We start from the raw sequence: 15,092 nt of genomic DNA, 5'->3' as shown, positions 1-15,092 counted from the left end.
TTTTAACTTTTAAAAACTTCTAAAAACTGTTCCCCAAAGAGTTGAAATTTTTTCTCAGCAACTCCATTTACTTGCAACATGCTCTCTTTATCGGTTGGTTTTGCAACAGAGAGATTTTTCAGCACCTTGTCTGTGAAGACTATGTAGGCTGGAACATTTAGCAAACCAGCGATTTGTGAGCGTTTTATTTTTAGTTTCTCAAAGAGCTCTGCATCAAAATCCTCTGCATCTCCAAGTTTGACCTTTTTTGCTTTATCGCTTATATTTAATCTTGAAGCTCTTATTAAAACCTCTTTTTTGCCTCTTAGTATCTCTGCTGCTTCTTGAGTGAGCTTGAGAGTGCTAAATTCGCCTAGATATAGTATCTTTAGCTCTATGAGCCTCTCTAAGATTACAAACCAAACTTTTTTATCTCTGCTCTGTCCAATCCCATAAACAGAGAGTTTATCGGCACTGTTTGCTAGGAGTTTTTGCTCTTTTGAACCTCTTAAAATATCTATAATGTAGTTCTTTCCAAAGTTTTGCTCTGTTTTGTAGATGGCACTCAAAATCATCTGTGCTTCTTTGGTTATGCTCTCTCTTATCTCTTTTGAGTTTGCGCAGTTATCGCATCTAGTTAGACACTCATCAAGTGTATCTTCAAAGTACTCAGCTATCTGCTTGTGAAAACAGATTTCACTCGTTGCGTATTTGTAGATAGTCTCTATTTTTTTGCCTAAATGCTCTTTGTATTCACTATTTTGTATATCATCTAAAAATCTTTTGTGTTGGGCAAGGTCTGCTGCATTAAAGAGCATCAAAACCTCTGCTTCATCGCCATCACGCCCAGCTCTGCCTATCTCTTGATAATAGTTCTCTAGCGATTTTGGAAGTGACATATGAGCTACAAAACGGATATCGCTCTTATCTATACCCATTCCAAAAGCGATAGTGGCAACCATGATATTTATCTTGTCATTTACAAAAATTTTGAAGTTTTGCTCTCTTACGTGTTGAGGCAAACCTGCGTGATATGGAAGAGATTTGTAACCGCTTTTATTTAGAGCGACACTTAGCTCCTCTGCCTTTTTTCTTGAGCTTACGTAGATGATTCCGCTCTCATTTTTATGTCTTGATAAAAATATTTTAAGTTGCTCATATCCATTTGCAACTCTGCGCTCAAGGGAGATAAAGATGTTTTTGCGAAATATTTTCCCTTTTAGAAGAAGCGGATTGTGAAATCTCAACTCCCGTAAAATATCCTCGGTTACATGCTTGGTTGATGTAGCGGTAAATGCGCAGATTGGAGCTCTTGGGAAGTTTGCTCTTAAGTTTCCCAAAGCTCTGTAATCATCCCTAAACTCATGTCCCCATTGCGAGATACAGTGCGCTTCATCGACTACAAAAAAGTTTATCTTTAACCCTCTAAGCATTGTGGTTGTGGCTTGATTGTTTAGACGCTCAGGAGAGAGATATAAAAACTTTAACTCGCCATTTTGCGCTTGGGCGATTATCTCATCTACCTCCTCTTTGCTTTGTGCAGAGCTTATCATCTGCGCACTCATCCCTTGCGCTCTAAGTGAAGAGACTTGGTCTTGCATAAGTGCAATAAGTGGCGATATAACTATGCTTATGCCATCCATTAGAAGTGTAGGGAGTTGATAAACAAGCGATTTTCCACCGCCTGTTGGTAAAATCATAAGCAAATCACGAGAGCTTAAGATGGCATCGACTCCATCTTCTTGAAGCTCTCTAAAACTGTTATGCCCAAAGTTCTCTTTGAGTAGTTTGTATTTCATCAATATCTAGCTGATATAGCGTCAACTTCGTCCCATGAGAGAGAGTTTTTTTTATGAGAGATGATGTGCGCAACATAACGGGCAAACATATCGGTCTCTATATTTACCTTTGAGCCTCTTTTATAGTTTCTAAAGAGTGTCTCTTTCATGGTGTGGGGAATGATAGTTAGACGGAAGCTATCATCAAAAACCTCATTTACAGTAAGGCTGATTCCATCAACTGTGATAGAGCCTTTGGGGATGATATATGCGATAAATTTTTTATCTATTTTTATAAAGACGTCATACGAGTTGCCACTGTTTTTTATCTCTTTTATCTCGCCGATAGCGTCAACATGGCCTTGAACTATATGCCCCTCAAATCTATCGCCCATCATCATGGCTGGTTCTATATGAACTTCGTTTTTGTAGTTATCCATCGCCAAGACTCTTTGGCTCTCAGGGGATAGCTCAACACTAAAACCATCATTTGAAATCTCTATAACTGTCAAACATGCCCCATTTATTGCGATAGAGTCACCAATTGACGCTTTGTGTTTTGCTCTAATGCTTAGTTTACTTCCGCTCAAACTTTTAACATCTGCTATCTCTCTTATGAGTCCTGTGAACATTTGTTATCTCTCTTCCCATTTTATAATATCGAGTAAGATTATCTCTTCATTTTTTTCATTTATAAGATATGGCATACAATATCCTTTAAAAATAAAATCTCTAATATACTCATCTTCAAAGTAGATAGATTTTCTAAATTTTAATGGCATAAAGATTAGATTATTTGCGTCTCTCATGAGAGAATTTTTAAAAATATTGGCTCTATTTTTACTATCTTTTGAGATAAACAAAAGTATTTGAGAGAGGTTGTCTTTAAAATCTTTACTGGCTACAACTTTTTTAAGCATTTTTAATTATGCTATCCATTTCATCCCAAAAATTAGTATCTAACTCACAAAGATTATCTCTAGATTCTATTACTTTGCTATGTATTTTATGAAGTGATTCTCTGTTTTTAGAAAAATTAATATCATCTATACTTGTAGTAACTTTAATCTCTTGTTTAAAAGAACTTAAAAAATTAAGTATTTTTGTAGCAATATCATTATCGTTCACATCTATAGCTATTTGCATAATTTTTCTTCCTTTTTCTAAAATTGTAGCATAATCAAAATACTATTTTGCCCTCTTCTTGAAGACCTTTTATAATCTCTTGCGCCTTTGCATGGCCCTTGTAAGCGGCTTTTCTACATAAGTCTAGTGCCATGTCATGATCTTGTGCACATCCAAAACCTTGGTCATAAAGTAGCCCAAGATTGTACAATCCCTCTGCAAGTCCGCCATCTGCGGCTCTTTTAAAGCATATAAAGCATCTTGCCTCATCTTTATGAACACCATGCCCCTCTTTGTATAAAACACCAAGGTTATTAAAAGAGGCTAGATGGGCTCTTTTTGCTCCCTCCTCATACCAAAAGGCAGCCTCTGAGAAGTTTTGTAAACAACCAAGCCCACGCTCTAACATAAGAGCTGTCTCATACATCGCTGGAACAACCTCTCTAGTTGCAGCTTCCATAAACAAGTCATGTGCTTTAAACTGGTCGTGCTCTACTCCGCCAAGACCGTTCATATATAAAATTCCTAAATTATAAAGAGCATAAGGCTGTTTAAGTTCAGCGGCTCTCTCGTAAAGAGAGAGAGCTTTTTCTTCATCTATATCACACCCCTGCGCATTTTGGTACATGTAACCCAAAGATGCCATAGCATCGGCATTTCCCTCGTCTGAGAGTTGTGTGTAGAGTTTAAATGCACTCTCAAAATCTTTGTTGTTATATGCGTCGTGAGCTTTTTTTATCATTTGTGTAAACCATCTTTAAAATATATTGTGCAAATAATACTAAAAATTGATAAAATTGGGCTAAAGAGTCTCTTTTGTGAATGTTTTAACTGCCTGTGTAAACTTTTCTTGTTCAAACCCATACTCATTTATCAGCTCTATTGCTAATGTGATATTTTTCTCTTCTAAAATACCTTCAACACTTATAGAAGCGCAGATGATATGCAGGATTTTTTGCTCCATTGTTGAGTGGTTTTGTACATTTGAGATTAGTTTTACAAAACTCGTCTCAAACTCCCACTCTTCAAATAACAGAGATGCTATCTCATAACTATCAGAACCAAAGAACTCTTTTTCTGCTTCCAAAATAGAGCTTTTTTGCCAAAATTCTAAAAAATCAGAGCTTAGCTGATTTTTTACTATCTCATTTGAAGTTATTATTTTTCCGCTCTCCATTAAAAAAGCTACTGAAGATAGTGTTTGGATGTCCAGATTTTCATCTTTTAGCCACACCTTTAAAAATCTTGTTCGCAAGATGCATATTTTGTCAAACTCTTCAATAGAGATGCCATAAACTGACAAATCCAGAGGAAAAGATTTTTTTAAAACCGTAGCCATAATAATGCCTCTGACAACAGTTACTCCAAGCAGTGCAACACCATGTTCAATGGAAGCCACACTGCCCTTTAAGCCGTAATATGGGGAGTTTACAAGCTTTAAGATATTTGCACTCAAGAGAGGCTCTTCTTTTAGAGCGTTAACTAGCAAAGGCACATCTATCTCATGTGAAGAGAACAATTTTTGTATCTTTTTTACAGAGGAGGGAAGATTTGGGAATGAGTCTGGAATAGTTATCTTGTTCACTCACTCTCCCCTTTAATCGTATCGCAGATAAGAACAGTATCTCTTTTGTTAAATACACCCATGATATTGCTGGATTCTTGAAGATGTTCAACTATCTTGAAATCATCTTCCGCTGAAATGATGTAAGCTGGGGTTTGTATCTCTTTGCTTTCCATAAAAAATAGAACCTCTGAGCAGATGCCATCAATTAGGAAAAAGTCGAGTATCATCTTGTCATACTCATTTTTTTCTAAAAGCTCTTTTGCTTTGTTTATGGAGTTACTAACTGTAATGTTGTAGTATGGAAGAAGTTTCTCAACTAAGATTTTTACATACTCCTCACTATCTTCGACGATAAGGAGTTTTTCATTATCACTGTTTTTTGAAGCAAAAATTTCAACTTTTGTTAATTCAGTTTGTATAGGGATAGCAATATAAAAACAGCTTCCCTCATCAATAGTACTCTCTACCCAGATATTGCCACCATGTAAATCTTCTACTATTTTCTTAGTTATAACAAGACCTAGCCCTGTCCCTTTTGAAGCAACTTGAAGATGGTTGTCTATCTGCGTAAATGGCGTAAAGAGTTGTGATATAGACTCTTTACTCATTCCAACACCATTATCGCAGATAGATAAAACATACTGATTTCTTTGCTTGTCAAACATTATAGAAAATGTAACCTCTCCGTCATTTGGAGTAAATTTGATTGCATTTGATAGTATGTTTATGAGTGATTGTTTCATAAGTTGTACATCTATAAAAAGTGCCAAAGATATATCTGATGGCATAACCAAAGAGATGTTTTTTGCCTCAGCAAGGGGAGAGATTATGATTGAAATCTCTTTTACAATGTCTGATATAAGTGTCATCTTTGGATGGTAGGAGAACTTTCCAGCTTCAAGTTTCGCAAAATCTAAAATGGTATTTACAAGGTTTAGCAGATTATTTCCAGCTATGGATATTTTTTCTATGTAAGAGCGCATATTTTGCGGTATCTCTTCTCTTGTTTGAAGTATTTGCGAAAAGCCTATTATTGCATTTAATGGAGTTCGTAACTCATGTGACATATTTGCCAAAAACATATCTTTTGAACGATTTGCAGACTCTGCTTTATCGGCAAAAACGGTGAGTTTATGCTCTTTTTCTCTGTTGATGAGTGTGATTTTTAAAATCTCTAAGAAAATATGTAAAATATCAAAAATAAACGAGTTATACGGAATTTGTTTAATATTTAAAGTTATAAATATTGTTGCGTTATTAAAAACTATTTTCTCAGAGATATCACCGTTTGTCATATTTTCTTTAGTAGTTACACTGTATGAATCAACTGCCCATGAAAGAGAGCCTTGCAAGGACTCTTTTAGTATGTTTTGGATGTAAGAGCATATCTCTTGTGGTTCATCAAAAGGGATAAATTTAGTTTCATTTAAAATATAACCATACTGTTGCATAAAGCGCATACCGCCATTGACGACTAAAAAGGTTAGTGATGATACTTTTTCAAATGGTTTGTTGATGTACTCAAAGAGTTTTTGAGATGTTTGGATTGTTTTGTTTAGGTACTCTTGTTGTGCATCTTTTGACAAATTTTTATCAATAGCGCTATATAAATCACCTACGTCTTGGTGGTATTTTTGATGCAACTCATCAATGGCAGAGATATCTACACTAAAGTAATCCATATCTAAAACCAAATTTTTTATATTAGAGGTAGTCTCATGAAATCTGCATGATAAAACATCGTTTGATGGAAGTTTTATTTTGCTGTTAGTGTCCAAAAGGCTGTTTTCATAATATTCAAGCAGAAGTTCATGTTTGCTTTTGTGTATAGATAACATTTCAAAAAGAGACTCAAGTGCGTCAATAAGAGCATTTTTTGAACTAGTTGCCTTTTGAGTATTATCATTTATAAACTCTTTTTGCATGATAAATTCAGCGATATGCAAAAATTTATATATAGTTTTTAAGCCTCTTTGCAGCTGATGATTTACCGAGGCGATATCTATGATAGATTGCATAATGAGCTCAAAAGATAAAGCTATTAAGTAACTGTTTGGTCTAACTGGAGAGTCCTTATAGGCTTGTTTTATCTTCTCAAAAAGTGCCTCATCAAAATCATCATTAAAGAGTGAAACAATAAACTGCGCCCTTATTCTCTTTAGTATAGGAATGTCTTTAGGGTCAATAAGTTTTGCAAAATCTGCATTTGATAAAAAATAGTCATAAATTTTATCTACTATCAAAGAGGACAGAGACTCCACATAAAGACCTATGCTTTTTCTATCTGATAAGACTTGCTCTGTTATGTTGAAATTTTTTATGATTAATTCTAGAGAGTTGCCCATTTTATGCCTTTGTGATTGGTAATTTTATATAAAAACAGCTACCTTTTGCTTCTTGACTTGTTACTTCTATCACTCCATTATGAAGTTCTGCTATTTTTTGAGATATTACAAGCCCTAATCCTGTGCCTTTGATAGCACTATTTTGATGTTCTTGTATCTGTGAGAATGGTAAAAATAGTTTTTCTATCTGCTCTTGTGAGAGTCCAACTCCACTATCACATATCTTTATGATATGGTTTTTCTCATCCTCTTCGTATGATAAGGCAACTGTTGAGTTTTGATTTGAAAACTTGATGGCATTTGACAAAATATTTAAAATAACCTGTTTTAAGAGTTGCTCATCACCATTTATAGTGATGTTTGAAAAATAATCAGTTGTGATTTTTATCTCTTTTTTAAGAGCCTCATTCTCTAAAAGTAAGATAGTATCTTTTACAAGATCTTCCAAAGAGATATCTTTTTTGTTAAGCTCTATCTTGCCTGATTCTATCTTGGAGAAGTCCAAAATATTGTTTACTATATTTAGCAGATGCTTTCCAGAAGCGTGAATTTTTTCTACAAATAGTCTTATATTTTCTTGTGGCATATCACTCTTAGCCATTAAGATTTGAGAGAAACCTATAACTGCATTTAATGGAGTTCTAAGCTCATGGCTCATGGTTGCTAAAAATAGACTTTTTGCTTTTTCTGCACTAAGGGCTGCTATCATTGCATTTTCTAGCTCTGTGACATCTGTTCTTATTCCGATATACTCAATTATATTTTGATTTGAGTCGAGTATTGGGTTTATGATTGCTTTTGTCCAATATACTGTTTTATCTTTTGCTCTGTTTTGTATCTCTCCAAACCAAGGCTCTTTCTTATCTTTTATGGTGTGCCACAACTCTTTAAAAACTTCTGCATCAACATCAGGGTGCCTTATTATGTTGTGAGATTTTCCTAGTAGTTCATCTCTTGAGTATCCAGAAATCTTGCAAAACTCATCATTTACATATGTAATTATTCCGTGCTTGTCTGTTTTGGAGACTATAAAACTTCTATCTACGCTTGATTTGTACTGCTCAAGCAGAGATTGTGAGTTTGAGAACTCTTCATTTAGTTTGGTTGTAGAAGCTAAAATATTTTTTACAAAATTAAGAGTTATGCTTATAAGCGCAATAATTCCAATAGTTGAGAGTATAACAATCAGAGCTAATTTATAAAAAATAGCATTTAGTTTCTCATCGATAATGTTACTTATGTCATGAAATAGAGCATTTTCAACATCATTTAAAAGATTTATAGTTTGAGAGGCTTCATCAAACCAATAGTCTGGATTTGTTGCAAAATCTTTTTTATTGTTTGAGTTAGCCATTGTAAGTTCAATTATTGCAAATGTATTATCTATGCTCTTGCCCTTAAAAAGCTCTTCAAACTCATTTAAAAACTCACTAGAGATGCTATTTTTAAATGCAGAGATATTACGATTGTAGTTTTTTAAAAATTCCTCAACAGTTGAATTATCATCTCCTGTAAGCTCATTTTCTATAAAAACTTTATTTAGAGTAGCTCGGATAATTCCAAGAGACTCTTTGGCATTAGAGAGATAAACTAATGCTTGTACAAAGTTTCTGTTTTCTCTATCGTCCATAAAAGTTGGGATAGTTGCAACATAATTTAGAAGTAACTCTATTTTTTGAGAGTAATACTCTTTTATATAAGATATGGACTTACTCTTTAAATCCATATCTTTTCTTGTGGCATCTAGTTCATTGAGCAGATTTAATATAGTTTTATCTTTGAGTTGCTTCTTCTGGTATATATATTTTGCATCATCTAGCGCCTTGTTTAGGGCATCTCTTGCTAGTAGGAGTTTTGTATCTTGCTTATCTAGTTCATTTTTTGCTAAAAAACCACTGCTTACGCCTCTCTCTGTCTGCATGGCATGAACAACTTTTGAAATTGCTATTGATTCTAAGATATACCCTTTTGTAAGTTCAAAATTATTTTTTTCACTTAGGCTCTGTGATAGAATCATAAAAAATAGCAACAGAGTTAAGAGCGTAGGAACGATAGATAAAAAGAGAAGTTTGTATCTGATATTTAAAAAATTCATATCTTAATCTAAGAGAGAAACTTTTAGGACTTTATGCAACTCAGCCATATCGATTGGTTTTGATATATAGTAATCAAATCCTGCCATCAACAGTTTCTCTTTATCGCCTTGAATGGCAAAAGCAGTTACTGCTACTGTGGGAGTAGCAAGAAGAAGTTCGTTTTTTATCTTCTTTATGAATGTATAACCATCCATAATTGGCATATTTATATCGCTTAAAATCAAATCAAAAGAGTTCTCAGAGAGTATGTCACAAGCTTCTTGTCCATTACTAGCCTTTAGTATCTTTGCATCTGGATATGATATTTTTATCATCTCTTCAAGTACGATGAGGTTAAACTCTTCATCTTCAACTAGTAAAAATCTCATCTGTACTCCTCAATCATGTTCATGATATGAGGTGCTTCATCGACATCAGTAAAACTGTCTCTTATCTCTAAAAAACTATCTAAATTATCAATAAAAAGATTTAGCAATATCGGGTCAAAGTGAGAGCCCTCCCCATCTTTCATTATCTCTAATGTCTTCTCTAAAGGGAAAGCATCTTTATAAACTCTCTTAGATGAGAGAGCGTCAAACACATCAACTATCGAGACAATTCGTGCATAAACATGTATATCTTCGCCACTTAGCCCCAGTGGGTAGCCAGAACCATTATACTTTTCATGATGCTGTTGCGCGATAATCTGCCCAGCTTTTATGATGGGGTATCTCTCTCCATCTTGAAGCATCAACCCTCCAATGGTAGTATGCTCTTTCATTAGCTTAAACTCTTTGTCATCAAGCTTTCCATGTTTTAGCAAAATAGCATCAGGAATTCCGATTTTACCAATATCATGTAGTGGAGAGGAGTACAAAAGTAGTCTCTCCTGCTCCTCGTCCATACCAGAGAGTTTTCCTAACAGTGCAGAGTAGTGGCTGATTCGCTTGATGTGCATACCTGTTTCTAAATCTCTATACTCACTAGCCATGCCAAGTCTTAGAGAGACCTCATACTCTGTCTCTTTGGCAACTTTTAGCGCAAGATTTAGTTGTGCTGTTCTTTGATTAACCAACTTATCCAAATTTGTATTTAACTCTTCAAGTGCTATTTGGCTCTTATGTAGTTTTGTATAGTTTAATGTACGTAGTTTTAACTCTACCGTATCAACAGGTTTTGCTAAAAAATCATTTGCACCAAGCGCTAAAGCTCTGTTTTTCTCTTCAGAGTTGGCAGTTACTATGATTACTGGAATTTTTGCAAAGTTTGGGTCGTTTTTTACTTTTTCAAGCATTGCAAAACCATCCATAAGAGGCATTCTGAGGTCAAGCAGTATAACATTTGCATTTATAAGGGGTAGTTTTTCTAATGCATCTTGCCCATTTACAGCTTTTATAAGATTTATATTTGGTATATCCATAAAAGCTAACTCAATCAAGTCCAAATTAAAGGGCTCGTCATCAACAGCAAGAACAGTAATTGTATCCATAACCATAACCTCACAAATAATCTTTTTAAAATTGTAATCAAATCTATATTAATTCTAAATTGCTTAATGTAACAAAAGCTGTTAGCGTTGCCTTTAGTTACTGCATTTAACGCTAAGAGATTTTAAAAACTTCTAGCTATAATTTTAAAAATTGTTTATACAAATATATGGAACTAATATGAATTATGATGTAATTATTATCGGTGGCGGACATGCTGGAGTTGAGGCTTCTTTGGCCGCTGCTAGAATGGGAAACAGAACTTTGCTGATTTCAATGTTGGCGGAAAATGTGGGTGCTACAAGCTGTAATCCAGCAGTAGGCGGTTTGGCAAAAGGGCATTTAGTCCGTGAGATAGATGCTCTAGGCGGAGAGATGGCTCTCATAACTGATGAAGCTGGGATACAGTTTCGCATACTAAACCAGACAAAAGGTCCAGCAGTTCGGGGAAGCAGAGCTCAGATAGATATGGACAAATACCGCGTAATTGCCAGAAATAAAATCCTAAACACTCCAAACCTTGATTTGGTTCAAGAGATGGCAGAGTCGCTTATCATCGAAGATGGCGAAGTAAAAGGTGTAAAAACAAATCTTTTAAATGAGTACAGTGCCAAAAAAGTAGTAGTAACAAGCGGTACATTTTTACGTGGCGTTATACATGTAGGTGAGATAAAGCAGGTTGGTGGAAGATTTGGCGAACAGAGTAGTGAGGGTTTAAGCGCTTCTCTTAAAGCTTGTGGACTAGAGATGGGAAGACTAAAAACTGGAACGTGTGCTAGAGTTGATGCTTCAACTATAGACTTCTCAGTCATGGAAGAGCAGGGCGGCGATGAGCTTCCAAACCCGTTTAGCTTTAGAACCAACCGTGATGAGTTTAGAAAAACAAAAAAACAGATTCCTTGCTACATCACATACACAAATCAAAATACTCATGACATCATAGAGAGTAACTTCTACCGAGCGCCGTTGTTTACGGGTCAAATCGAGGGAACTGGACCAAGATATTGCCCAAGTATTGAAGATAAGATAAACCGTTTTAGAGATAAAGAGAGACACCACCTCTTTATAGAACCTCAAACTTTTGAAAATACAGAGTGCTACATAAATGGGATGAGTACATCACTCCCTCCAGATGTTCAACAACAGATGATTCACTCTGTAAAAGGGATGGAAAATGCAAAAATAGTTCGCTATGGATATGCAATAGAGTACGATTTTGTAGATCCAAGAGAGTTAAAACACTCACTGGAGACAAAAAAGATAAAAGGATTATATCTTGCAGGGCAGATTAACGGCACAACGGGCTATGAAGAAGCCGCAGCTCAAGGGCTGATGGCTGGTATAAATGCCTCACTTAGCATTAGTGCAAAAGAGCCTCTTATTTTACGCCGAGATGAGGCTTATATAGGCGTTTTGATAGATGATTTGGTTACAAAAGGGACAAAAGAGCCATATAGAATGTTTACCTCTCGTGCAGAGTACAGACTTCTTTTGCGTGAAGAGTCAGCAGATACAAGACTTAGCCATTATGGGCACGAACTAGGGCTAATCGATGATGCTAACTATGAGAGAGTAAAAGCTAAAGAGGCTCAGATTCAAGAGGGTGCGAGGATTTTAAGAGAGACGATTTTTACACCAAATAAAGAGTTTATAGCAATTTTAAACTCTATTGGCGAAGAGGGAGTAAGAGATACTATCTCAGCCGAGCAGATAGTAGCAAGAAAAAGTTTTGATGTGCCAAAGATGTTAAAGCTAATCCCAGAGTTTGAGATGTATGACGCTTATATACTTGAAGAGATTTTAGTAGAGGGAAAATATGCTCGTTATGTTCAAAAACAGAGCGAAGAGATACAGAAGATGAAGAAGTATCTAAAAGTTGAAATTCCTCAAGATTTTGCCTTTAGAAGCATAAGCGGACTAAGTAAGGAGATAGTAGAAAAATTAGAAAAATTTAATCCTCCGACCCTTCAAGCAGCCTCTCAAATCAGCGGAATAACTCCAGCTGCCATAGAAATTTTACATATATATATAAAAATAGAGCAAAAAAAGAGATAGAGAATGAAAATATACTACTATGTACACACTGGGCATCGAATCGGGCTTGATAGATTTAGACGGGCTTGTACTATAATGAGAGCTTTAGGAGACGTTGATATTACACTTCTTTGTTCTGACTTTAGAATTGCAAATGAAGCAAGACATTTTGGAGTAGATAAAGCCGTTGGTATCGATGTTGTAAGAAACATTCCCCAAATCGCAAAACATGGCGATAAGCTGATTTTTGACTCAGAAGAAGCTAACCCGATAATGCTTGAAGATATGAGAGATTTTTTTTCTACTTTTATACGAGTTAGTGATAAAAAAGATGATGTAAAAATGGAGAAAGAGTTTCTTATCTCTTCGTATTTAAGCGGTGATGGGATATGTAACGCAGTAGCCGTTGATGATAAGTATTTTGAAAAAAAAGCTAAAACAGTAGAGATTAGCTACTTTTTTGGGGATGATGATTATGAGAAAGATTTAGAGAAAAATCTATCATTTATTGAAGATTTAGACCCTTCTCTTCAGCTTGGTTTTTACTACTTTTTAGATTATGAAGATATGTTAAGAAAGAAGTTTAAAAATCATTATGAGTTTGAAGATTATGATGAGATGATTCAAAACTCAAAAATTCTTATCTCTTCATCTCCTCAAGCTATTTTAGAGTCTCTTGCATCTGGAGCAATGCCTATATATGTGCAAAGAGAAGATTATACGACAGATTTTTTAGAACTTTTTGAGAGCTTAAATATTCCGATTGTAAAAAATTATAAAAAAGAAGACCTTATTGAAATTATAAGCTCGATAAATAACATAAAGTATTCCAAAACGGAACAAAGTACAGCAAAAATCGTAAAATTTATAAAAGAAAGCTTAAATTTATGATTAATTAAAAGTAATTTAGTATATAATCAGCCTTCAATTTTATGAGAAAGAGAGCAAATATGCATAACAGTAGCCGTAGAGGGTTTATGGGTAAAGCATTTGGCGCCGTTGCAGGTGTAGGGGCAGTTGCTTCATTGGTAGCAATGAAAAAGACTTGGGATCCGCTTCCAAGCGTTAAAGCTGCAGGATTTACAACTCTTGATATGACAATATATCCAGAGGGACAGCTAATAACAGAAAAGTGGAGAGGAAAGCCGATTTTTGTTTTGAAAAAAACAGCGGCGATGATTGCAAAACAGACTGAGAGCCAAAAAGCTAGAGACATCGTTGTTGGTGATTCTCACTTTATGATAGCTATCGGTTTATGTACGCACCTAGGTTGTATTCCAGCATATATTCCTGCTGATGAATCATTCCTTTGTGCATGTCATGGCGGTATGTTTAATTGGGCTGGTGAAGTAACAAAAGTTCCACCACCGCGTGCATTTGATATACCTCCATTTAAAATTGAAGGTACATCGCTTGTTCTTGGTGAAGTTGGTCCAGAGTTTCAAGCTATGAAAGATAGCGGCATAACGCTTTAAGGGGGAGGAATTATGGCACATTTTACAAAAGCAACAAGTGTTAAAGATTGGTTAAACCAACGTTTAGCAATTGAAAAAGTTGAAAAGGTTATGGCATCTGAGTATTGGATTCCAAAAAACATTAACTTCTTGTGGGCGATGGGTATGGTTCTTGCAATCACATTCGCACTACTTTTAGTTTCAGGAATTTTCTTGTTGATGTACTATCAACCAGATGTTAAAGATGCGTTTTACAGCGTAAACTTTACTATTATGAGAGATGTTGATTACGGTTGGTTGTGGAGACATGTTCATGGAGTTGCTGCTTCAGTTGTTTTCTTGATTATCTATATCCACATGTTCACAGGTATCTATTATGGTTCTTATAAAAAGGGCCGTGAGATGATTTGGGTTTCAGGTATGCTTCTTTTTGTTACTTTCTCTGCTGAAGCGTTTAGTGGTTATATGCTTCCATGGGGACAAATGAGCTACTGGGCAGGTATGGTTATTACAAATATCTTTAGTCTTGGTGGATTACATTTAGATGGTTTAGTTGAGTGGATTAGAGGGGATTATGTTCCTGCTCAAGCTTTCTTAACTCGTTTCTTTATGCTTCACGTACTTCTTTTACCATTAGCGATTATGGGACTTATCGGGCTTCACTTTGCAGCTCTTAGAATTCCACACGTTAACAACCAAGATGGTGAAGAAGTTGACTTTGATGCTGAAGCTAAAAAATATTTAGCTGGTGACAAAGCTGGTTCAAAAGTTATCCGTTTTGCAAATGACTTTATGTCTAAAGATTTGATGGTTGTTGGATTTTTCCTAATCTTCTTCTTCTATCTTGTATTTTTCCAATATGGATTTGCACTTGACCCTGTAAACTTCGACCCTGCTGATGGACTTAAAACTCCAGCACATATCTACCCAGAGTGGTATTTCTTATGGTCTTATGAGATTCTTCGTCCATTCTCTGTAAACATCGGTCTACTAGCGTTTGGTTTTGCACAAGTTATCTTTGTACTTTTACCGTGGTTAGACAGAAGTCCAAATGCTGTTCCAGCATCTCGCCGTGGAGCATTTAGCGTTTGGTTTTGGTTATTACTTATCGATATGATAGTTCTAACAGCTATGGGCAAATTACCTCCAGAGGGTATGTTTAGTACTATCGGTTTAGTTGCAGCAGTTGCGTTTATCCTTTTATGGGTTGCACTTCCGTTTATAACTATGAATGAAAAAAAAGTATAA

14 protein-coding genes are annotated in these 15,092 nt (G+C 35.4%); 4 read left to right on the top strand and 10 right to left on the bottom strand.

Annotated features, from left to right (window positions below):
* Positions 1 to 2 precede the first annotated feature (2 nt).
* The 10 genes from recQ to AC6H33_RS10185 are packed head-to-tail and all read right to left on the bottom strand — an operon-like array spanning position 3 to position 10,358.
* Positions 3 to 1,778 carry a DNA helicase RecQ gene (gene recQ, locus AC6H33_RS10230; protein WP_497604788.1) on the bottom strand — a complete coding sequence of 592 codons (1,776 nt, stop codon included), beginning with the start codon at positions 1,776 to 1,778 and terminating at the stop codon, positions 3 to 5.
* Complete coding sequence (gene ribE, locus AC6H33_RS10225; protein WP_497604787.1) at positions 1,778 to 2,389, bottom strand: riboflavin synthase; 612 nt, start codon at positions 2,387 to 2,389, stop codon at positions 1,778 to 1,780. The genes recQ and ribE overlap by 1 nt, the downstream gene beginning before the upstream one ends.
* 3 nt (positions 2,390 to 2,392) lie before the next feature.
* Positions 2,393 to 2,677, bottom strand: coding sequence for a type II toxin-antitoxin system RelE/ParE family toxin (locus tag AC6H33_RS10220; RefSeq protein ID WP_497604786.1), 285 nt, complete (start codon positions 2,675 to 2,677; stop codon positions 2,393 to 2,395).
* Positions 2,670 to 2,903 (bottom strand): hypothetical protein, encoded by a 234-nt coding sequence (locus AC6H33_RS10215; RefSeq protein WP_497604785.1) that lies wholly within the window; start codon positions 2,901 to 2,903, stop codon positions 2,670 to 2,672. Before AC6H33_RS10215 ends, AC6H33_RS10220 begins: the two co-directional genes overlap by 8 nt.
* A gap of 34 nt (positions 2,904 to 2,937) precedes the next feature.
* A complete protein-coding gene (locus AC6H33_RS10210; protein WP_497604784.1) occupies positions 2,938 to 3,624 on the bottom strand; it encodes a tetratricopeptide repeat protein in 687 nt (228 codons plus the stop codon).
* 60 nt (positions 3,625 to 3,684) lie between these two features.
* On the bottom strand, positions 3,685 to 4,467 hold the full coding sequence (locus AC6H33_RS10205; protein WP_497604783.1) for an HDOD domain-containing protein: 783 nt from the start codon (positions 4,465 to 4,467) through the stop codon (positions 3,685 to 3,687).
* Entirely contained in the window at positions 4,464 to 6,794 is a 2,331-nt protein-coding gene (locus AC6H33_RS10200) for an ATP-binding protein (RefSeq protein WP_497604782.1), read from the bottom strand. Before AC6H33_RS10200 ends, AC6H33_RS10205 begins: the two co-directional genes overlap by 4 nt.
* A 1-nt stretch (position 6,795) precedes the next feature.
* The gene (locus AC6H33_RS10195) at positions 6,796 to 8,889 is read right to left on the bottom strand and encodes a nitrate- and nitrite sensing domain-containing protein (RefSeq protein WP_497604781.1); all 2,094 of its coding nucleotides are present in this window, start codon (positions 8,887 to 8,889) and stop codon (positions 6,796 to 6,798) included.
* A 3-nt stretch (positions 8,890 to 8,892) separates the two neighbouring features.
* Positions 8,893 to 9,258 carry a response regulator gene (locus AC6H33_RS10190; protein ID WP_497604780.1) on the bottom strand — a complete coding sequence of 122 codons (366 nt, stop codon included), beginning with the start codon at positions 9,256 to 9,258 and terminating at the stop codon, positions 8,893 to 8,895.
* On the bottom strand, positions 9,255 to 10,358 hold the full coding sequence (locus AC6H33_RS10185; RefSeq protein WP_497604779.1) for an HD-GYP domain-containing protein: 1,104 nt from the start codon (positions 10,356 to 10,358) through the stop codon (positions 9,255 to 9,257). The genes AC6H33_RS10190 and AC6H33_RS10185 overlap by 4 nt, the downstream gene beginning before the upstream one ends.
* Positions 10,359 to 10,536: 178 nt before the next feature.
* Between AC6H33_RS10185 and mnmG the strand changes: the two genes are divergently transcribed.
* From mnmG to AC6H33_RS10165, 4 genes are read left to right on the top strand one after another with little or no spacing between them, the layout of a single operon-like run.
* Positions 10,537 to 12,411 carry a tRNA uridine-5-carboxymethylaminomethyl(34) synthesis enzyme MnmG gene (gene mnmG, locus AC6H33_RS10180; protein ID WP_497604778.1) on the top strand — a complete coding sequence of 625 codons (1,875 nt, stop codon included), beginning with the start codon at positions 10,537 to 10,539 and terminating at the stop codon, positions 12,409 to 12,411.
* Positions 12,412 to 12,414: 3 nt separating this feature from the next.
* Complete coding sequence (locus AC6H33_RS10175; protein ID WP_497604777.1) at positions 12,415 to 13,281, top strand: hypothetical protein; 867 nt, start codon at positions 12,415 to 12,417, stop codon at positions 13,279 to 13,281.
* Between the two features lie 59 nt (positions 13,282 to 13,340).
* A complete protein-coding gene (petA, locus tag AC6H33_RS10170; protein ID WP_497604776.1) occupies positions 13,341 to 13,865 on the top strand; it encodes a ubiquinol-cytochrome c reductase iron-sulfur subunit in 525 nt (174 codons plus the stop codon).
* A 12-nt stretch (positions 13,866 to 13,877) separates the two neighbouring features.
* The gene (locus AC6H33_RS10165; protein ID WP_497604775.1) at positions 13,878 to 15,092 is read left to right on the top strand and encodes a cytochrome b; all 1,215 of its coding nucleotides are present in this window, start codon (positions 13,878 to 13,880) and stop codon (positions 15,090 to 15,092) included.

It is taken from the genome of Sulfurimonas limnophila, from assembly GCF_059705345.1.
The sequence above is the reverse complement of the archived record's forward strand: the minus strand, read 5'-3'. Positions and strand labels throughout refer to the sequence as shown.

Coding starts and splice junctions, on each gene's coding strand:
- AC6H33_RS10185 (WP_497604779.1), bottom strand. CDS start 10,358: ATGGATACAATTACTGTTCTTGCTGTTGATGACGAGCCCTTTAATTTG.
- AC6H33_RS10200 (WP_497604782.1), bottom strand. CDS start 6,794: ATGGGCAACTCTCTAGAATTAATCATAAAAAATTTCAACATAACAGAG.
- AC6H33_RS10175 (WP_497604777.1), top strand. CDS start 12,415: ATGAAAATATACTACTATGTACACACTGGGCATCGAATCGGGCTTGAT.
- recQ (WP_497604788.1), bottom strand. CDS start 1,778: ATGAAATACAAACTACTCAAAGAGAACTTTGGGCATAACAGTTTTAGA.
- AC6H33_RS10190 (WP_497604780.1), bottom strand. CDS start 9,258: ATGAGATTTTTACTAGTTGAAGATGAAGAGTTTAACCTCATCGTACTT.
- AC6H33_RS10210 (WP_497604784.1), bottom strand. CDS start 3,624: ATGATAAAAAAAGCTCACGACGCATATAACAACAAAGATTTTGAGAGT.
- ribE (WP_497604787.1), bottom strand. CDS start 2,389: ATGTTCACAGGACTCATAAGAGAGATAGCAGATGTTAAAAGTTTGAGC.
- AC6H33_RS10215 (WP_497604785.1), bottom strand. CDS start 2,903: ATGCAAATAGCTATAGATGTGAACGATAATGATATTGCTACAAAAATA.
- AC6H33_RS10220 (WP_497604786.1), bottom strand. CDS start 2,677: ATGCTTAAAAAAGTTGTAGCCAGTAAAGATTTTAAAGACAACCTCTCT.
- mnmG (WP_497604778.1), top strand. CDS start 10,537: ATGAATTATGATGTAATTATTATCGGTGGCGGACATGCTGGAGTTGAG.
- AC6H33_RS10195 (WP_497604781.1), bottom strand. CDS start 8,889: ATGAATTTTTTAAATATCAGATACAAACTTCTCTTTTTATCTATCGTT.
- AC6H33_RS10165 (WP_497604775.1), top strand. CDS start 13,878: ATGGCACATTTTACAAAAGCAACAAGTGTTAAAGATTGGTTAAACCAA.
- petA (WP_497604776.1), top strand. CDS start 13,341: ATGCATAACAGTAGCCGTAGAGGGTTTATGGGTAAAGCATTTGGCGCC.